This window comes from Burkholderia sp. S171 (genome assembly GCF_009766085.1).
Classification (GTDB): domain Bacteria; phylum Pseudomonadota; class Gammaproteobacteria; order Burkholderiales; family Burkholderiaceae; genus Caballeronia.
On record NZ_LMUF01000043.1, the window covers coordinates 306828 to 325148 of the forward strand.

The following is an 18321-nucleotide window of genomic DNA, read 5'->3' on the forward strand; positions in this document are numbered from 1 at the left end:
TTGACAGGGCGGCAGCACGGGGCTTTGTTCGGAAGGAGGCAGTCTTGCGTAGCAGACGCGGTTCGGGTAGAACTGCGCGATCAACAAGAAAGCAGATCGGATTGCCACACAAAGCCATCGTGCTGCCGTGCACGGCGAGGAGGACGCCGCCTCGCACACACTCAAGCCCAGTATTTCAGCTATGGAAAGCGTCGTCCTCCTGAGCGAGTCTTTTCGGCTTTCACCTACGGGACCACCGCGACTAGTCGTCGAGACGGATGCCGATTTTTAGCGTCACTTGCCGGTGCGCAACCTTGCCGCCCTCGACATGACCACGCGTTTCAATGACCTGAAACCAGTCAATGTTATGCAAGGTCTTGTTGGCTCTCGCCAGAGCGACCGATACCGCGTCGTCACTCGATTGCGTTGACGAACCGGTCAGTTCAATTTGCTTATAGACGTGATGGGACATTGGCGTGTTTCTCCTTGTTTAAGTCAGGCTGAAAATCGCCCTTCGGTGGCGATTTCGCCCAGGGGTTTGCGCGGGCTCGGGGTTTCTCGCGCCTGCAACGCTTCCGACAGGGAAGCCTTGTTGCCGAGACGGCCTATCGCGATCCCCGCTTCAATCGTGTAGGCATCCGGAATGTTCAGCTCTGTCCGAATTTTGTCTCGCTCGATTCCAGCCAGCCCGTGCGTATGCCATCCGGCCAGACTTGCCTGCAGCGCGAGATAGCCCCACGCGGCGCCGCTGTCGAACGAATGACTTTTTGACTGCACTTCATCTGTCGCGCCCGCCGGAACAAACGTACTCTTTGAAAGGACGATGACCAACGCCGCGGCCTCACTTGCCCAGCCGCGATTGAAGTCGTTCAGGAAGCCCAGAAATTGTTGCCAGTGCTCGCTGTCACGCGTTGCATAGATGAACCGCCATGGCTGTGAGTTATACGACGATGGCGCCCAGCGGGCAGCCTCGAGAAACGTCAGCAGCGTGGCTTTATCGAGTAGTTCCGGGCTAAAGGCGCGCGGCGACCAGCGATTGACGAATTGCGGATCAATAGGATGATCTGCGCTGCGAGGGTTCGGCGTTGTCATGATGGGAAGACGCTCACGAGGTAGTCGTTCACAAGAGAGCCGCTAAGGAAACGGCACGGCGAGAAGGGAGTGGCTCAGCTCGAACCAGCCAGCTACGTGAGCGAGTATAAGAACGGGCCATGACTTGATCTAACAAAAAATCGACCGAACCTTATAGCGACGGCGCGGCTGCACGATTTCGCGATCGGAGATAAGAGGTAGAGGGACGGGACCGTTCACTGGGGATAGCCCCATCGGAAATGGACTCTCATTCCAATTTTCCTTCTATCGATATGCAAACAAACTGGAAGAGCGGCATTGACCGGTGCGATGCGGTCGACGCATGCTTGCAGGTTCTGATTCTTATCTTTCTCAATCTACGTTAGGTCGACTGATGCCTTCGTCAACTCCCCGCTTCGGCATTTGGGCGCTGGTGCACGGTAGCCGTGCCGCGCTTCAGGATCCCGATGAACCCTACGATGCCTCATGGTCTCGCAACCGCGAGCTCATCCTGGAAGCCGAGCGACTAGGTTTCGACTCGACGCTGGTCGCGCAGCATACGATCAATCCTCATGACGAAACGCTGGATCAACTGGAAGCCTGGACTGCGTCGGCAGCGTTGGCTGCGCTCACTACGCGCATAGAGATTATCACGGCGATCAAGCCTTATCTCTATCATCCTGTCACCCTGGCCAAGATGGCCTTGCAGATTGAAGACATCAGCGGTGGGCGCTTCGCCATCAATCTGGTCAACGCATGGAATCGTCCAGAGTTGGCCAAGGCCGGTATCGGTTTTGCCGAGCACGACGAACGCTACGCGTATGGCCGTGAATGGATTACGGTTGTGAATGACCTGATGCTTGGAAAGCGCACTAATTTCAAGGGACGGTTCTTCGATGTCGAAGACTATGTCTTGCGCCCGGCCGACCGCTTCCGGGAGAGACCGCGCATCTATGTCGGCGGCGAGTCAGAGCCGGCGAGGGCGCTCGTGGCTGATCGCGGCGATGTCTGGTTCATCAACGGCCAACCGTTGCCCGATGTGCGTCGGCTGATCGAAGACGTGGGAGGGCGTGCGCGTACGGGGCCGCCATTGCGCTTCGGATTGTCTGCCTTCGTGATTGCGCGGCCAACGGACGGGCAGGCGCAGGAGCATCTCGATCACCTGTTCGCGCTTGCCGCGAAGGATGCTCCCTTGCGCGCAGTGCAGAAGGAAAATAGTGATCCAAAGGTGGTCATGCACCAGACGTTCGCGAAGTCAGCGCGCGTCGGATCGAATGGCGGAACTGCCGCGGGACTGGTCGGCAGTTACGAAACGGTAGCACGGCGTATTGTCGAGTTTCATCGAGAGGGAATTGAATTGTTCATGCTGCAGTTTCAACCGTTTGAAGCGGATATGAAGCAATTCGCGCAAGAGGTCATACCGCTCGTTCGTGAGCTGAGATCCCGGGACGATAAGTGAGAAGGGTAGGACTCGTCGGTCTTAGCCGCTGCCCTGCTTGAGTCAAAAGCGGCCACCGCATTTGCTATCACGAATATGTCATTTGACATCTTTGCTCGTGGCACCAAGAATGGGTTTCATGTTGCGACGCACCACGTTCGCACCATGTTTTCGAATTTGCTACCCGTGCCCGCAAGTGTCCGTCTACCCAGGAGCATAGAGATGACCCAGTTTTCTCCGGAACAGTTCGCCGCAGCACAAAAAAGCCATGTCGACACATTCTTCAGCCTGACGAGCAAGGTGTTTGAGGGCGTTGAAAAGCTGACCGTCCTGAATCTCCAGGCCGCAAAGTCGATATTTGCCGAAACGCAGGAAACTGCGCAGAAGACGTTGTCCGGGAAAGACCCGCAGGATCTGCTCAAGCTTCAGAATGCCTTCGCGCAACCGGCTACCGAAAAGGCCCAGGCATACGGTCGTCATGTGTATGAGATCCTGACCAGCACTCAGGCGGAATTTCTCAAGGTTGCCGAAGCGCAGTTTGCCGAAAACAGCCATAGCGCGCAGACCTTCATCGACGATGTGACAAAGAACGCGCCAGCGGGCTCGGAAACAGCAGTTGCGCTGCTGAAGTCGACGATCAGCGCCGCCAACACGACCTACGATACGGTTCACAAGGCAACGAAGCAGGCCGTCGAAATTGCTGAAAGCAGTTTCGACGCAGCAACGGCTGCCACGTCGAAGGCCGGTAAGGAAACAGCCACGCAGGCATCGCGAGCCACCAAGGCCGCCTAACACAGCAAGACGGCGTACCGCGCCGTGCTGCACCGACCGGAGGTACTTTCCGGTCGGTCACGAAGGGCTCGGCTTGTTGCCATGTCCGATCTCGCCGCTGTTCCCGATGAAGTCAAGACAGCCGGAATCCATAAGAAACCCCTGTACGTTCTCGGCGCTGTCCGTGTACTGCGTATCAGCATTGATCATAAGTCGCTTTGAGCGCATTTGACGCGCAACTACCATGCTTAGGATTCCATCTTAGTCAGGATAGTCAATGAAACTCACGCAGGTTACCCTTCTTGATCGCATGCAGATTGGTCGCGACTACAACCCGACCTATCTGGCGCAATATTTTGATGTAACAACAGCGATCCTGCGCGACGCGCTCTGCGCGCTTGCGCAAGAGGGGTTCGTAAAAATGATTAATAAAGACGATGGAAAAATTGTGTTTCGCAGGGTAAAGGATGGCTTTCCCGTACAAGGTGACAATCCCACCGAACAGATCAGGAGTGTCGCGACTTTCCCCGTTACGCGCCGCTTGACCGGTATTCTCAGCGACTACGGTGCGTCGTTGGCAAGCGTTCGAGATCTCGCGCTATCGACACGAAGGGCCTAGTTTTGCATATAGGCTCGATCTCATAGTAAAGTATTTTCTTAGCGAGCTTTAGCCATGATCATCGCGCACTATTCCCATCGCTTGCCGGCCAACTACGATACCGGACTGATTCGCACCCGGGCGCAGGAACGGGGTCCTCTTTGGGACGAGGTTCCGGAGCTTTACTTCAAGGCTTTTCTGCTGCGGGAAGAGGGGCGTTACGGCGCCATCGCGAATAGTTATTCGTCGCTGTATCTGTGGCGCCATGATGAGGCATTTCGTGATTTCCTGATGAGCGGCCGTTACAAGGTCGTGACAGACGCTTTCGGGCGAGCAGATATTCAGACGCGGTTTGCGCTCGACGCGCGCAAGGGGCAAGCACATCACGCGCGTTTCGTTGCCAGGGAGGATCTGAACATTCCCTTGGACGCAGACCTGACGGCTGCATTCGCCAGCGAGATCGAGCGGAACCGCGAATTGGCCGAGCGATCCACAACGGTCGCCGCCGCGGTTGGCGTAGACACTCAAAGCTGGACATTCACGCGCATCGTGCTTTCGGAAAATGAACCAACTGGCAGCGAGCCCGGCACGAGCTATGAGATCTTGCACCTCGCCAAGCCGCTTCTTGAGACGCTGCCTCTATAAAGCGCCGCATAGAAAAGAGACGGTCGGCACCCTGTGGCACGCTCGTTAGCCAGCTTACGAAAATAGTGCACCGCGCACCGACTCCGGCCGCGCTTGCACAAAAAAATCTCCCGCAGCACCACTGCGCGGCATCGAATCCGCCTATTCCAGCAGAAAAGCCGTGCATTTGCCTGGTCTGCTTTTTGCCTTAGTGATTCCAACTTGAATACAAGATGGAATTCAAGACAATCCAGTCGAAATTCTCTATGACGACGCGCCTGGCGCTTGCCTGACTGCGCGCCCGTCATCATCGGGAGCGAAACAAGTGTCTACTCAAGCCGCAGTTCATCCGGTCGATGAAGTCTTGCCGTTTCCCCTTCTATTCGTGTTAGGACTACAGCATGTATTGGTGATGTACGCGAATGCCGTTGCGGTACCGCTGATTCTGGGAGGTGCGCTACATCTACCGAAAGAACAGATAGCAATGCTGATCAATGCCGATTTATTCGCGTGTGGTATTGCGACTTTGATTCAGACGATTGGCTTCGGCCCCCTCGGCATTCGCTTGCCGATCATCATGGGCGTGACGGCCGTTGCGATCTCGCCAATGTTGGCGATGGCGGCCATGCCGGGGGTGGGGCTGAATGGAATCTATGGCGCGGTTCTGGTCGGTGGCCTTTATGCATTGTTGGTGGCGCCTTTAATCAAATATGTTTTGCGATTCTTTCCTGCCGTGGTGACCGGCACGATCATCACCATGATCGGCGTGTCACTGATGCGCGTCGGCGTCGCCTGGGCAGGGGGCGGAGCGGGTGCCGCCGACTTCGGCGCAGCCGGTTATATCGGCATGGCTGCCCTGGTGCTTGGGGTGATTCTTTTGGTGATCAAATTTGGCCGCGGTTTCCTGGGGAATATGGCGGTGCTGCTGGGTATCTCGGTCGGCTACCTGGTGGCAATCTCACTGGGCTGGACCGACTTCTCCGGCTTGTCCGCCCAACCCTGGGTCCGTGTCGTGTTGCCCTTGCAATTCGGCTTGCCGACCTTCTCGCTGGTGCCTTGCCTGACCATGTGCCTGGTGATGACGATCGTGTTCATCGAGGCGACCGGCATGTTCCTGGCGATGGGCGCGATGACCGGCCGCGCTGTGGGCGCGGAGCAGATCAAACGGGGCTTGCGCGCCGACGCCGTGGGAACGCTAATTGGCGGCTTGTTCAATACCTTTCCCTATGTTTCCTATTCGCAGAACATCGGTCTGGTAGGGGTAACGGGTGTCTATAGCCGCTGGGTCTGCGTAACGGGCGGCGTGATCATGCTGTTTCTCGGGCTGGTGCCGAAGCTTGCCTATGTTGTTGCTTCAGTGCCGCAGGCCGTGTTGGGAGGCGCGGCCTTTGTCATGTTCGGCATGGTGTCGGCAACCGGCATCAAGATTTTGTCAAACGTCGACTACGCGACGCAGCGGCACAATGTGCTGGTCATCGCGATCTCGATCGGATTCGGGATGATCCCGATTATCTCGCCCACTTTCTTTCACATCATGCCGCAAGTCTTGCGGCCGATTTTCACCGATCCCATCATGATGACGTCTATCACGGCGGTAGCATTGAACGCCTATTTCAATCGTACTTCCGGTGCGGCGGCGAGCCAGGATGCAATGCTCGCGGCGCAACAGGCCGAAACGCTGTAAGCGAGTCTTTGAGCGAGGTGCTAACCGTCAGGCAGTGGCAAGCAGTCTCTCGAAGATCCCATTAGACTGATCACTCGCGCGACGGCCGACTCCGGCGTTCCCGTTAGCGTAGTCTGTGTCGCGCGATTTCACATGGTGCTACTTCGATGACCGTGCCTTCTTCGGCAAGGGCGTCATTTCCCCCTGACGAAAGGAGCGAATCGCATGTCACATTCCGCCGTCGCGAGCATTGCGGTGCTCGACGACTATCAGCAGGTTGCCAGTGGGCTCGCTGACTGGACCCGTCTCGCGCCTCAAGCACAGCCGGTTTTCTTTCACGACCATGTCGCCGATCCTGATTCGCTCGCCGTGCGCCTCGCGCCTTTCGATGCGGTCGTGCTTATGCGCGAGCGCACCCGCCTGGACGCCGCACTGCTTGCGCGTCTGCCACGGCTCAAGCTGATCGTGACCGTCGGCATGTGGAACGCGGCGATTGATCTGCACGCCGCCCGCAAGCAGCAGGTCGTTGTGTCGGGCACGACCGGCGGTGACCCTGCAGCTACGCCGGCGCTTACATGGGCGTTGGTCCTCGCCATCACGCGCAACCTGCATGCAGAAGCCTCATCGGTGCGCGCGGGTGGCTGGCAAGTTGGCCTCGGCGTAGACGTGAACGGCAAGACACTTGGGCTGTTGGGACTCGGCAAAATCGGGCAGGCGGTCGCGCGCATGGGTCAGGCATTCGGCATGCGCACGATCGCCTGGAGCCAGAACCTGACGGCCGAGGTGGCCGCTGAACACGGCGTTGAACGCGTCGACAAGGATCAGTTATTTTGCGATGCGGATGTGCTCTCCGTTCATCTGAAACTTGGCGAGCGTACCCTCGGGATCGTCGGCGAGCGTGAACTGGCGCTGATGAAGCGGAGCGCCTATCTGGTCAACACTTCGCGTGGCCCGATCATCTCCGAACCGGCGTTGATTGCGGCATTGCAGGCACGTCGCATTGCCGGCGCGGCACTCGACGTGTTCGATGAAGAACCGCTCGCGCCCGGACATCCGTTCCGGTTCCTGCCCAACGTGCTGGCGACGCCGCATATCGGCTATGTCACCGAAAACACTTACCGCACCGCCTATCCACAGATCGTTGAAGCGATCCGGGCCTGGCTTGACGGTGCGCCGATTCGCGAATTGCCGCTTTGAACGTTGTGGTTTCGGACGGGGTCAGCGCTAGGATGCGCTGACCCGTGACGGGCGTCAGGTCGGTTTCGCTTGGTATAGCTGTGTGACTTGCCCGGCAGAGCAGGATTAGCCGAACGACCGCGCGCCGGGTCGGCTGCATCAGGCAATGCGCAGCCGTGTTCCCATGATCATGTTTGCTGTGTAAGAACGGAAACGAAACTCGCGATTTCGGGCTTCTTCGGCCGGTTGAAGATGTCATCTGGCAAGCCCGATTCAATCACGCTGCCACCGCTCAGGAAAACGACCTCGCGAGCAATCGATGCGGCCGGACGTAGATTTGTCTAAGTGCGCTCAGTAGCCTCGGTGGATATCGACGAGATCTTCCAGCGACGTTCCGTGAGTAAAGGCGCTGAAATTGCGTACGAACTTGGCGGCCAGTTCGGCCGCATTGTGCGGGCCGATTGCCGACGTGTGTGGCGACAGGCGAATGCGCGGGTGAGTGTAGAACGGATGCCCGGCCGGGAGCGGCTCCGGCTCGGTGACGTCGAGCGATGCCGCATCTATAAGACCGTCGGCAAGCGCCTCAAGCAACGCCTCGTTGTCGATTAGTGAACCTCTTGCGACATTAATCACGTGTAGTCCCGGCTTGGCCTGAGCAAGCAACTCCCGACCGACAATATGACGGGTTGCTGCAGTAGCCGGTGCCGAGAGTACGAGATGGTCTGCTTCTCGCACCAATTCGCCGATATCAGCAACGAACGTCACGCCGGGCAGGTCCAGTGCGGTAGAACCTTGACGCCGTACCGTCACGACCCGGGTGCCGAGCGCGAGCGCTTTTTGCGCAAGCGCCTGCCCGATCGAACCAAAGCCGAATATGCCAACCGTGCTGCCTTGGACCCCGGCGAGGGGCGTCAATGCCCATTGCTTCGCATCGTGAATCCAGATGTCCGGCAAGCGTTTCGCGTGGGCAAAGATGGCTGCCAACGCGAATTCAGCAATGGCTGTTGATGAGGTGCCGCGCGCGGTGGTAACGGGCAATCCCTCGAAGAACCAGCGCGGATAAAAATCGATCCCCGATGAACCAAGTTGCACCCATCGAAGCCCGAATGGCCAGCCGGCGGGGGCATGCTCAGGTGCCCGCGCACCCCGTATGATGATCGGCGCGGCGACCAGGATTGACGCTCCGTCAGGCAGTTCGGCCGGCACTCCTCGGGGAATGCCGACTACCTGAACATCAGGCAGCAGTGCCCGCACTGCATCATTGAAAGGTTCGGCGAGCTGGATGGCTATGGTGACCATGGATCTTTAGAACGGGAGGCGTCGGCACACTCGCGCATGGAGAGCGAGAGAATTAGTAAGGACTACAGGGATAAAATATCGAGGAGGTTTGAAGCCTGGCGAAACGCTGTGTCGTGAAACCGGAGCGCACGTCGGAGCCTCTGAAACAGGAAGCGCCGACGTGCGTATATCGTTACAAGTGAGGAAGCCTCAGAAATCGAAACCCGGTCCGCCGGCACCCGGGCCGCCCACTGGGCCCGCAGGGGATGCGTTTTTCGGTGCTTCGGTTACCGTTGCATCGGTGGTGAGCAGCAAGCCGGCGATGGATGCCGCGTTTTGCAGCGCGGTGCGCGTGACCTTGGTCGGATCGAGCACGCCCGATTCAACCAGATCGCCGTATTCGCCGGTCTGCGCGTTATAACCAAAGTTGCCCGTGCCTTCGGCGACCCTCGCGACAACGACGCTTGCTTCCTCACCGGCATTCGTGACGATCTGGCGCAGCGGTTCTTCCAGTGCTCGCAGCACGATCTTCACGCCGGCGTCCTGGTCCGCGTTGGCGCCCTTCAGGCCGCTGATTGCTTGCTTGACGCGGATCAGCGCGACGCCACCACCCGGCACGATGCCTTCTTCGACTGCTGCACGTGTTGCATGCAACGCGTCGTCAACGCGGTCCTTCTTCTCCTTGACCTCGATCTCGGTCGCACCGCCCACCTTGATCACCGCCACGCCGCCGGCCAGTTTTGCGACACGCTCCTGCAGCTTTTCGCGGTCGTAGTCGGAACTCGCTTCTTCGATCTGTACGCGGATCTGCTTGACGCGTGCCTGGATATTTTTCGTGTCTCCAGCGCCGTCGATCACGATAGTGTTTTCCTTACCCACTTCAATGCGCTTGGCCTGACCCAGTTCCGCCAACGTCGCCTTCTCCAGCGTGAGACCGGTTTCTTCCGCGATCACCTGGCCGCCGGTCAGGATAGCGATGTCTTCGAGCAGAGCCTTGCGACGATCGCCAAAGCCCGGTGCCTTGACTGCCACCGTTTTAAGAATGCCGCGGATGTTGTTCACCACGAGCGTCGCGAGGGCCTCGCCCTCGACGTCTTCAGCGATGATCAATAGTGGCCGTCCCGCCTTCGCGACCAGTTCCAGCACCGGCAGAAGGTCGCGAATATTCGACACCTTCTTGTCGTGCAGCAGAATAAAAGGATCGTCCAGAACCGCGACCTGTTTATCCTGGTCGTTGATGAAATAGGGCGACAGGTAACCGCGATCGAACTGCAGCCCTTCAACCACATCGAGTTCATCGTCAAGCGACTTGCCGTCCTCGACCGTGATCACGCCTTCCTTGCCGACACGGTCGATTGCTTCTGCGATCCGTTGGCCGATCGATTCTTCGCCATTCGCCGAGATGGTCGCGACCTGGGCGATTTCCTTGCTGGTCGTGGTGGGCTTACTGATCTTCTTCAGTTCTTCGACGGCGGCGATCACGGCCTTGTCGATACCGCGCTTCAGGTCCAGCGGATTAAGACCTGCAGCCACGTATTTCAGCCCTTCGCGCACGATTGCCTGTGCCAGCACGGTGGCTGTGGTGGTTCCGTCACCGGCGTTGTCGCTGGTGCGCGACGCGACTTCCTTAACCAGTTGCGCGCCGATATTTTGCAGCTTGTCGGCCAGCTCGATTTCCTTCGCAACCGACACGCCGTCTTTCGTTACGATGGGTGAGCCGAAGCTGCGTTCCAGCACGACATTACGGCCTTTGGGCCCAAGCGTTACCTTCACTGCATTGGCGAGGATGTTGACGCCTTCTACCAGCTTCGATCGTGCGTTGTCGCTAAAGACAATTTCTTTGGCTGCCATGTCTGACGCTCCGTTATTGTTGGGTGACCACAGCGACAATGTCCTCTTCGCGCAGCACGAGTAGTTCGTTGCCGTCGACCTTGACTTGCTGTCCCGAGTATTTGCCGAAGAGCACGCGTTCGCCGACTTTCAGGTCGGGCACGATGCGCTTGCCATCGTTATCACGCTTGCCGGGGCCAATCGCAATGACTTCGCCCTGATCGGGTTTTTCAGCAGCGCTTTCGGGAATGACGATGCCCGATGCGGTTTTTGTTTCCTGGTCGAGACGCTTGATGATCACGCGGTCGCCGAGCGGACGTAAGCTCATGGTTGAATTTCCGTTTTGGTGAATGAGTAGCACTCCTCGAAACCGGGTGCTAACAGGAACCGAGTATAAGAATGTGTCGAGGCTCGATCCAATAACGAATACATGAAACGTTATCGGTGTTTGGCATTTCAGCTCGCCGCGCGTTTTTGTATCGCCTGAACGTAACGATTTTCCGGTCGTGGAAGTCCCAGGTTCTCGCGTAACGTCGTGCCTTCGTACTCGGTGCGAAACAGGCCGCGTCGTTGCAACTCCGGTACCACCCGCTCGGCGAACTCAGTCAGCCCGCCCGGCAACCAGGGCGACATGATATTGAAACCGTCTGCGCCTTTTTCTTCGAACCATTGCTGCAATTGATCGGCAATACTCTCCGGCGTGCCCACGACCTGTTGATGTCCGCGAGCCCCGGCTATGCGCAAATACAGGTCGCGAATGCTCAGGTTCTCGCGTCGCGCCAGGTCGAATAGCAACTGCTGCCGGCTTTTACCGCCATTCGTTTCAGGCAGGTCGGGCAACGGTCCGTCGACGGGATACTTTGATAAATCAACACCGCCAGTCATTTTCGACAGCAAGGCGAGGCCGACATCGGGATGAATGAGGTCCTGTAGCGCGTTGAACTTGGCCCGTGCCTCCTCTTGAGTCCTTCCGATTACGGGGAAGATACCCGGCATGATCTTCAGATCGTCAGGCTGCCGGCCGTATTTGGTAAGCCGCCCCTTTACATCCTGATAAAACGCCTTCGCTTCATCAAGCGTCTGGTGCGCAACGAAGATCACTTCAGCGGTTTGCGCGGCAAGCTCACGGCCCGCATCCGATGCGCCAGCCTGCACGACCACCGGCCAGCCTTGCGGCGAGCGGGCGACATTAAGCGGACCGCGCACCTTGAAATGCGGGCCGCGATGGTCGAGCGTATGCAACTTCTCAGGATCGAAATAGATGCCGCTTTCACGGTTGCGGATGAACGCGTCGTCTTCCCAGCTGTCCCAGAGGCCCGCGACGACGTCGTAGAACTCGCGTGCCCGTTCGTAACGAACTGCATGAGCCGGGTGTTGCTCGAAGCCGAAGTTCAGCGCCTCCGTTTCGCTGCTCGACGTAACCAGGTTCCAGCCCGAGCGGCCGCCGCTCAAATGGTCGAGCGACGCGAACTTGCGTGCGACGTTAAACGGTTCATTGAACGTGGTGGAGACCGTCGCGATCAAGCCGATGTTCTTCGTCACTACCGACAACGCGGCCAGCAGCGTCAGCGGTTCGAAGTGGTCAGCGCGCGCCGTGCGCGAGAGCGACGCCAGATTCGTATCGCGGATGCCTACGCTGTCGGCGAAGAAAACCGCGTCGAACTTCGCACGCTCGGCGATCTGCGCGAGTTCAGCGTAATGCGGGAAATCGAGGCCGCCAGCCAAGTGCGTGTCGGGATGACGCCAGGCAGCAATATGGTGTCCTGTCTCCATCAGGAAGGCGCCTAGCTTGATCTGCCGCTTGGCCTTGCTCATTGTTTGCTCCGCGTCGTTGGATGGTTCGGATGGGTGGACGCTTATTCTTCGCCGCGGACACGTTTTCAACAATCAACAATTTTTGCTTTGCATATTCAGAGCAATGGCGAATGCATGGCGTCAAACCATTGCGGTGCTGGAAGTTGTGCTTGTGCTAGTCCAGCGTAGCGGTTCGCGAGCAGCGGTGCGCCGATGATCGACGCTCTTTCCGCCATCCTGTTTAATCTTCCGTACTTGCTTGTCGGCACGTTTCCCGAGGGTCCTTTAGGCGGCGCCGCGCTGACGCTCGTGATGGCATCTATCTCCGCCGTGTTGTCCGCGATCCTCGGACTGGCAGGAGGCGTTGGACTCGCCATGACGCGCGGCATGAGCCACGTGATCCTGCTTGCGCCAATCGGATTCTTCCGCGCCATACCTGTCCTGATGCTGATTTTCTGGACCTTTTTCCTGTTGCCGGTTGTGCTTCACATCGACGTTCCCGGCTTGGCGACGGTCGTGGCCGCGCTTTCGCTGATCGGGGGTGCCTACCTGTCGCATTCGGTTCACGCGGGTATCGAAGCGGTGGGGAGAGGGCAGCGGCAAGCAGCGCTGTCGCTCGGGTTGACGCGCTGGCAGGCGATGCGTCATGTCCTGCTGCCGCAGGCTATCCGCATCATGGCGCCTTCGTTTATTAACCAGTGGGTGTCGCTCGTCAAAGACACATCGCTGGCTTACATCGTTGGTGTGCCGGAACTCGCGTTTCTCGCCAACCAGGTAAATAGCCGGCTCATGATTTACCCGGTGCAGATCTTTTTGTTCGTGGGTCTCGTCTATTTGATGTTGTGTACATCGCTTGATGCATTGGCGACTCGCCTGCTGCTCGGACGGTCTATGGCAAGCGTGATCTGCTTGAGGACATGCCGCCATGGCAGGGCGGCGGCAACATGATCGCGGACGTGACGTTCGAGAAGACGGTGTTCCAGGCACCGCCCAATCGCTTTGAGGCGGGTACGGGCAACATTGCCGACGCAGTAGGACTTGGGGCCGCGATCGATTATGTGACGCGTGTGGGTATCGAGAATATCGGGCGTTACGAACACGATCTGCTTGCCTACGCGACAAGTGTGCTGCAGCCGGTGCCGGGCGTGCGTTTGATTGGTACAGCGAAAGACAAAGCCAGCGTATTGTCGTTCGTGCTGAAGGGCTACGAGACGGAGGAGGTCGGGCAGGCGTTGAACGAAGAAGGGATCGCCGTGCGTTCGGGTCATCATTGCGCCCAACCAATTCTTAGGCGGTTTGGCGTGGAGGCGACCGTGCGGCCGTCGCTCGCTTTTTACAACACGTGCGATGAAGTCGACAGGCTTGTGTCTGTCGTGCGGCGGCTTGCTTCGCGGCGGTAGGCTGGAAGTTGGAAATGAGTAACGCAGCGCGCGGTCACTGCGGCCGCGCGCGATCACCCCTCACTGTCCCACATGCGGCTGTAGAGGGATTATCTCTTGAAGGTCGTTTAGCCGCTGCGTTCCCTGGGCCACTTTGGGAACGGCCAAACGTCCGCGCTTGCTTCTGCCACTCGAACGACTTTTTCCCGCCCACGGCATCCACACGACGTTCGGAGGCCGCTTCGTACATAACTAGAGGCAAAGATCTTCCCGGACCCGCAATCACACTGAAAAAACCAGCGCGCGCCGTTCTTGCCGTGATTCACGTAGTGAGATGCAGTGAGTTGGCCAAAGCGATGGCCGGTTGCGATTTCAATCTGACGCAAGCAGCCACACGATAGCGTCTTGCGGTACCTGACGCTCTGAGCGGCGAGTACCTTTTCGACGCCGCAAGCGCACCGGAAAAGCCAGCGAGAACCGTCCTCGCGGGATAGAGCGGTGAGCCTGCCAAATGTTCGGCCGGTGATATCGATTGCCATCTTGGGTCAGCTCAAAGGTCAGCTCAAAGCAAAACTGCTTGTTTCGTTCGGGCGATCGGAACGCGTTGCGGGCGAGTATCCTGGATCAGCTTCCGTTATTGGTTCAACACTTGCAGACCAACTCGAATAGTCGAGAAATCATACCAACATTGGGGTATGAGGCGCGCCGTCGTGAGTTAAATGCCCATGATCGCAGTCGATTCCTCGGCACAAAGCGTTTCGCGTCGGCCAACCCGATCGTTGATTACCTCATTCGCCGGAGTCTATTGAGGCGTTGCCGGAACATCGTATTGCACGACGATCACGACTCGGCGATTCGCCGCACGGGCAAATGAGTCGTCTCCCATCACAGCGGGAATATTGTCTGCACGGCCAATCGCCGCGAGCCTGTGTGGTTCAATGCCGCGATCGACCAGGAATCGTACGAGCGAGCCGGCTCTCGCGGACGAAAGCTCCCAGTTAGACTCGTATTTTGCCGTCGATATCGGCACGGAATCAGTGTGTCCTTCCACCAGGATCTGTTGTGCAGAATGCTCCTTGAGCGCCGTCGCCACCTGATCCAGCACGGCGTTTGAATCCTGCATCAGATGGGCCTCGCCTGAGCGAAAGAGGATCTTCGCATTGATTTCGATCTCGACGCCGCGCGCACTTTCGATTACGCGGATTTCCTGCTTGTCGCGCATAGCCTTTAATGCAGAGATCAGTTCTTTCTTGGACGCCTGGACCTGTTTAAGCGCCGCAGTCTGGGGCGCTTGAACGTTTGCATCGCTTGCATCGTTTGAGGTCCGTTTCTCCAACGGCGCAAGCGCGAGACTTTTCGTTTCAATTTCCCGATGTTGGGCTAGCTGCATCGCGTAAAGCGCGATGAACAGCACCATGAGGGTAGTCACGAGATCAGAGTACGAAATCAACCACCGCTCCGAGAGTATCTCGGCTTCGTCATCGAACTTGGGATTGGGTTTGCTAGATACTGTGGACATATTCTTCAGATAGAAATTGGCGCTGTAAAGTGCCTTGTGTCACGTGCATCCGGGGCGAGCGCTCGATGGTTGACTTCACCTGTCGCAAACGCCTCTAGGTAATATCCGCTACAAGACGGGCTTCAATCAACTGCGGGGACTCTTTGCGGGAGATAGCAAGCAAGCCGTCGAAGTACAATTTCTTGAAGCGTAATTCGCTTTCTATCCTTGCCTTGATTTTTCCGTAGATGGGCAGCAACAAGATGTTGGCGAGCGCCAGTCCGTACAACGTCGTGATAAAAGCAACGGCAACACCCTGGCCAAGCTGAGCCGGTTCCAGGAGGTGCCCTGTCACCTGAACCAGACCCAGCACCGCGCCCAGGATGCCGAAGGTTGGGGCGTAACCCCCGGCCTGCAGCCATATCCGCGCCGCGGCCATCTGGTTGCGCTCGTATGCGTCGAGCTCTCTTTGCAACGCATCCTCGATCACGGCAGTCGGCACGCCGTTGGCGATCAGCTCCAATCCTCTTTTGGCGAAGGGGCTGATGCCTTCGGGATCGATGGTTTCGAATGCGAGCATGCCTTCCACTTTCGCTTTATGACCCCATTCGAGCAAGATGGTCAGGTTTGCCCGATCCACCGGCTTCGCGTTGGTGAAAACCATGCTGAGTTGCCTGACCCCCGCCGAGAACTTGGACCACGTGTTCTGAACCATCACGGCGCCGATCGTGCCGCCCAGCACAATGACTATGGCTTCCACCTGAAAGAGCGACAGGAAACGGCCGCCTTCCAAAGTGAATCCGGCCACGATGGCGACGATGCCAAGCAGTGCACCGCACAGCGTTAGGATGTCCATTCGATCTCTCGTTTATTTTTTGACGACTATGACGGTTTTCAATGCTGATCTACTGTACGGGTCCGGACAAGTCAGGTTCCGACCGAAAGCTGCTCGGGGGTGTCGGCGGCAGGGCCGGCCTTTATCGACTTGACCAGTTGAATGAAACGTTCTTCGATGTCCTGGATCTCAAGGGGATTGATCACGAGGTCGCGCCGCATGATCCACGACGTCTCGCTCTGCCGTGCCTTGGTCATGACTGAAAGCAAGCGCTCAGAGACCGTGTGATCCGTCGCCGAGGCGAGCAGCTTGGCGAGATCGTAGGTATCGAACGCGCTGACGGCATCGAATAGCGTGCGGTCGTCAACCAGATCAAGGTCCGTAAGCGATTCGAGTTCGCTGGCCGGTCGCGCCTTTTTCTTGGAGAAATAAGCTACGCCGTTCTTTTCGATGTACGTCAGCACTTTGGTGCGTCGGAACGCGAAGATATCGTCGGCAATTTCCGCACGCGAGAGCTTATCGAGTATCAACTGTCTCTCGACGCCGATAAGCGCCTCAAGGTCGGACAGTTCTATCAACTCGAGTTCGCTGGCGATCGAAATATCGAGATCGTGGTCACCTACTCGCTGAGCACGTTCGATAATCCGCACGGGATCGAACGTGACAACCTGCCGGCTGATAGTGTCTTCCGCGGCGGAAGCCGGGAGGTTGCCGAGAAAGTCCGCGTGACCCACCTCGAGAGTAATGAGGTTGAGTTTCTCCATGCGTTTGAGCATGGCCATGACATGCACGCGCGGATGAGCGGCTACTGCCTGGCACCGCTTGCAGACTTCAGTCAGCGAGATTGACACTTCATCGGATTGAAGCCGGCGGCCTCGTGGTTCTCGATTTTCACCTCCTGCCATCAAGCTAAGCACGTGGGCGTAGGAGACGATGCCGGGCAGGAAGTCTGCGTTCGTATACGTTGCGAGGAGTTCGTCCTTCCTTTTGTTTCGGCGAATCAGCGTGCGCATCAAGTGGCGAAGGAGCGGCGAGACGCGTTCTAGTTCTTCTTCCACGACCTTTGCTTCGATCATGCTTAGCCGGCAGAAGCTCAACGCCTTCGCCGTCGACCCGCGTGGCTCGGACGGCAACAACGCTGACTCTCCGAAGCACTCCCCCTTGCCCAGGGTCGCGAGGACAACACGCCTGTCGTCGCATTTCGCCGAGATCTCCACTTTTCCTTCGGCAATGACATAGATCGCCGAGGTTCCGATATACCCTTCCGAGTAGATGACTTCACCCGGTGCGACGGTCCGTAGTCTGGACAAGGTTTCCTGATTCAATGTAGCCCCCGAAGTGTTGACGCCTGGTCCCGTTTTTGTTTGTCGGGCACTCAAGCGTTTCGCCGATATTTACGTGTTCTGGATGCAATATCGGCCCTTTTTGGGAACTCTTTAGTGATCCTTGCGCAACAAAATGATTGAGTGGAGGAGGGCGAGGAGAGGCGGCTCTCAGGCCTGGTCTAATGATCATTTCCTGCAAATAAGCAAACGTTAAACCGGGGTAGCGGTGTCCGATTGACGTGATGTTTGCATGGGAAGACCGGATGCGGTGGCGGGCGCGAGGATCGTGTTGCGGCAAGCGCTTAATACAAGGCGATACCGGCACCCTCCGCGCACCCGAGAGCTATTGCAGGGTACTTTTTAAGGCGGTTCGTGAGCAACTTCTATAAATAAGCATTGCTATGCATTTACAAGGACTTGCGTTTGCGTGGATTCGCGTATGCGCGCAGAAATACATCGGTGCCGCGCCGCGCACGCGTCTCGATCTCCTTGGGACTCGCCGGCTCCACCAGCCCAAAAACGATGCGTGCCGGCAAGCCGCCTTCCCACAAACTCACGAGGTCTTCCGCCGCCAGTTTGGGAGAATCGACGATCAATTCGTTCCGCTCCGCCGCCGCGCGGATGATCTCGGTCAGTGCCGCCGCGGTTCGCCCCGGCCCCGCGTTGTAAAAGCGTGTCCGGAGTGCTCGGTCTTCGCGCCATACGGACGGCAGTGAATGCGCCATGCCCGCGACATGAAGGTCGATGATGACGGTCAGGAACGCAGCGCCAACACTCGCCAACCGTTCGCGCAAGGGCATTTGGTCCGAGTCGGAGTGAGATAGCCCACGCATCATCAGTTCTGAAATGCCGCTTACCACGGTTTCAAATAATGCGTCCTTGTCGGAGAAATGACTGTAGACGGTCATCTTCGAGACGCCCGCTTTTGCAGCCACATCTTCCATGGTGACCATGTCGTAGCGTTGCGCCACAAACAGTTCGGTTGCGGCTTCCACAATGGAAGCGCGCTTGGCCGGATCTTTCGGACGACCTGCGCGACTTACCGATAAAGATTTCTGCACG

At 57.8% G+C, this 18321-nt stretch carries 17 protein-coding genes and 1 pseudogene; 8 read left to right on the forward strand and 10 right to left on the reverse strand.

Translation table 11 applies throughout. The features are described 5' to 3' along the window. Positions 1-241: 241 nt before the first annotated feature. Both GSQ93_RS24590 and GSQ93_RS24595 read right to left on the reverse strand, forming a co-directional pair. On the reverse strand, positions 242-451 hold the full coding sequence (locus tag GSQ93_RS24590; protein WP_158938231.1) for a dodecin: 210 nt from the start codon (positions 449-451) through the stop codon (positions 242-244). 23 nt (positions 452-474) lie between these two features. Beyond that, complete coding sequence (locus GSQ93_RS24595) at positions 475-1071, reverse strand: nitroreductase family protein (protein ID WP_158938232.1); 597 nt, start codon at positions 1069-1071, stop codon at positions 475-477. A 373-nt stretch (positions 1072-1444) separates the two neighbouring features. On the opposite strand from GSQ93_RS24595, the gene GSQ93_RS24600 reads away from it, so the two are divergent. The 6 genes from GSQ93_RS24600 to GSQ93_RS24625 all read left to right on the forward strand — a co-directional run bounded on the left by GSQ93_RS24600 (position 1445) and on the right by GSQ93_RS24625 (position 7341). After that, positions 1445-2509, forward strand: a complete 1065-nt coding sequence (locus tag GSQ93_RS24600) for an LLM class flavin-dependent oxidoreductase (protein ID WP_158938233.1) — start codon at positions 1445-1447, stop codon at positions 2507-2509. Between the two features lie 201 nt (positions 2510-2710). After that, positions 2711-3280, forward strand: a complete 570-nt coding sequence (locus GSQ93_RS24605; protein ID WP_158938234.1) for a phasin family protein — start codon at positions 2711-2713, stop codon at positions 3278-3280. 256 nt (positions 3281-3536) lie between these two features. Then, on the forward strand, positions 3537-3878 hold the full coding sequence (locus tag GSQ93_RS24610) for a hypothetical protein (RefSeq protein WP_158938235.1): 342 nt from the start codon (positions 3537-3539) through the stop codon (positions 3876-3878). A 54-nt stretch (positions 3879-3932) separates the two neighbouring features. Further along, entirely contained in the window at positions 3933-4502 is a 570-nt protein-coding gene (locus GSQ93_RS24615) for a DUF4865 family protein (RefSeq protein WP_158938236.1), read from the forward strand. A gap of 304 nt (positions 4503-4806) precedes the next feature. Continuing rightward, positions 4807-6165: a nucleobase:cation symporter-2 family protein gene (locus GSQ93_RS24620; protein WP_254074029.1), complete on the forward strand. Its 1359-nt coding sequence runs from the start codon at positions 4807-4809 to the stop codon at positions 6163-6165. 204 nt (positions 6166-6369) lie between these two features. Beyond that, on the forward strand, positions 6370-7341 hold the full coding sequence (locus GSQ93_RS24625) for a D-2-hydroxyacid dehydrogenase family protein (RefSeq protein ID WP_158938237.1): 972 nt from the start codon (positions 6370-6372) through the stop codon (positions 7339-7341). A 330-nt stretch (positions 7342-7671) separates the two neighbouring features. On the opposite strand, the gene GSQ93_RS24630 is transcribed toward GSQ93_RS24625, so the two are convergent. From GSQ93_RS24630 to GSQ93_RS24645, 4 genes are all read right to left on the reverse strand, one after another. Next, positions 7672-8619 (reverse strand): D-isomer specific 2-hydroxyacid dehydrogenase family protein, encoded by a 948-nt coding sequence (locus GSQ93_RS24630; RefSeq protein ID WP_158938238.1) that lies wholly within the window; start codon positions 8617-8619, stop codon positions 7672-7674. 189 nt (positions 8620-8808) lie between these two features. Further along, entirely contained in the window at positions 8809-10449 is a 1641-nt protein-coding gene (groL, locus tag GSQ93_RS24635) for a chaperonin GroEL (RefSeq protein WP_158938239.1), read from the reverse strand. A 13-nt stretch (positions 10450-10462) separates the two neighbouring features. Next, positions 10463-10756 carry a co-chaperone GroES gene (gene groES / locus GSQ93_RS24640; RefSeq protein WP_158938240.1) on the reverse strand — a complete coding sequence of 98 codons (294 nt, stop codon included), beginning with the start codon at positions 10754-10756 and terminating at the stop codon, positions 10463-10465. A gap of 128 nt (positions 10757-10884) precedes the next feature. Continuing rightward, positions 10885-12243 carry an LLM class flavin-dependent oxidoreductase gene (locus tag GSQ93_RS24645; protein WP_158938241.1) on the reverse strand — a complete coding sequence of 453 codons (1359 nt, stop codon included), beginning with the start codon at positions 12241-12243 and terminating at the stop codon, positions 10885-10887. A gap of 192 nt (positions 12244-12435) precedes the next feature. On the opposite strand from GSQ93_RS24645, the gene GSQ93_RS24650 reads away from it, so the two are divergent. Together GSQ93_RS24650 and GSQ93_RS24655 are read left to right on the forward strand one after the other, a co-directional pair. Then, a complete protein-coding gene (locus GSQ93_RS24650; RefSeq protein ID WP_158938242.1) occupies positions 12436-13170 on the forward strand; it encodes an amino acid ABC transporter permease in 735 nt (244 codons plus the stop codon). Beyond that, positions 13110-13622 (forward strand): annotated as a pseudogene (locus GSQ93_RS24655) (aminotransferase class V-fold PLP-dependent enzyme); the annotation flags it as partial. The gene GSQ93_RS24650 and the pseudogene GSQ93_RS24655, both read left to right, overlap by 61 nt. Before the next feature lie 781 nt (positions 13623-14403). On the opposite strand, the gene GSQ93_RS24660 reads toward GSQ93_RS24655, so the two are convergent. The 4 genes from GSQ93_RS24660 to GSQ93_RS24675 all read right to left on the reverse strand — a co-directional run bounded on the left by GSQ93_RS24660 (position 14404) and on the right by GSQ93_RS24675 (position 18320). Next, entirely contained in the window at positions 14404-15120 is a 717-nt protein-coding gene (locus GSQ93_RS24660; protein WP_158938243.1) for an OmpA family protein, read from the reverse strand. Positions 15121-15214: 94 nt separating this feature from the next. Further along, positions 15215-15955, reverse strand: a complete 741-nt coding sequence (locus GSQ93_RS24665; protein WP_158938244.1) for a flagellar motor protein — start codon at positions 15953-15955, stop codon at positions 15215-15217. A 71-nt stretch (positions 15956-16026) separates the two neighbouring features. Next, a complete protein-coding gene (locus tag GSQ93_RS24670) occupies positions 16027-17244 on the reverse strand; it encodes a cyclic nucleotide-binding domain-containing protein (RefSeq protein ID WP_254074030.1) in 1218 nt (405 codons plus the stop codon). A 422-nt stretch (positions 17245-17666) separates the two neighbouring features. Beyond that, entirely contained in the window at positions 17667-18320 is a 654-nt protein-coding gene (locus tag GSQ93_RS24675; RefSeq protein WP_158938246.1) for a TetR/AcrR family transcriptional regulator, read from the reverse strand. Position 18321: the final 1 nt, after the last annotated feature.

Coding starts and splice junctions, on each gene's coding strand:
- GSQ93_RS24590 (WP_158938231.1), bottom strand. CDS start 451: ATGTCCCATCACGTCTATAAGCAAATTGAACTGACCGGTTCGTCAACG.
- GSQ93_RS24595 (WP_158938232.1), bottom strand. CDS start 1,071: ATGACAACGCCGAACCCTCGCAGCGCAGATCATCCTATTGATCCGCAA.
- GSQ93_RS24600 (WP_158938233.1), top strand. CDS start 1,445: ATGCCTTCGTCAACTCCCCGCTTCGGCATTTGGGCGCTGGTGCACGGT.
- GSQ93_RS24605 (WP_158938234.1), top strand. CDS start 2,711: ATGACCCAGTTTTCTCCGGAACAGTTCGCCGCAGCACAAAAAAGCCAT.
- GSQ93_RS24610 (WP_158938235.1), top strand. CDS start 3,537: ATGAAACTCACGCAGGTTACCCTTCTTGATCGCATGCAGATTGGTCGC.
- GSQ93_RS24615 (WP_158938236.1), top strand. CDS start 3,933: ATGATCATCGCGCACTATTCCCATCGCTTGCCGGCCAACTACGATACC.
- GSQ93_RS24625 (WP_158938237.1), top strand. CDS start 6,370: ATGTCACATTCCGCCGTCGCGAGCATTGCGGTGCTCGACGACTATCAG.
- GSQ93_RS24630 (WP_158938238.1), bottom strand. CDS start 8,619: ATGGTCACCATAGCCATCCAGCTCGCCGAACCTTTCAATGATGCAGTG.
- groL (WP_158938239.1), bottom strand. CDS start 10,449: ATGGCAGCCAAAGAAATTGTCTTTAGCGACAACGCACGATCGAAGCTG.
- groES (WP_158938240.1), bottom strand. CDS start 10,756: ATGAGCTTACGTCCGCTCGGCGACCGCGTGATCATCAAGCGTCTCGAC.
- GSQ93_RS24645 (WP_158938241.1), bottom strand. CDS start 12,243: ATGAGCAAGGCCAAGCGGCAGATCAAGCTAGGCGCCTTCCTGATGGAG.
- GSQ93_RS24650 (WP_158938242.1), top strand. CDS start 12,436: ATGATCGACGCTCTTTCCGCCATCCTGTTTAATCTTCCGTACTTGCTT.
- GSQ93_RS24660 (WP_158938243.1), bottom strand. CDS start 15,120: ATGTCCACAGTATCTAGCAAACCCAATCCCAAGTTCGATGACGAAGCC.
- GSQ93_RS24665 (WP_158938244.1), bottom strand. CDS start 15,955: ATGGACATCCTAACGCTGTGCGGTGCACTGCTTGGCATCGTCGCCATC.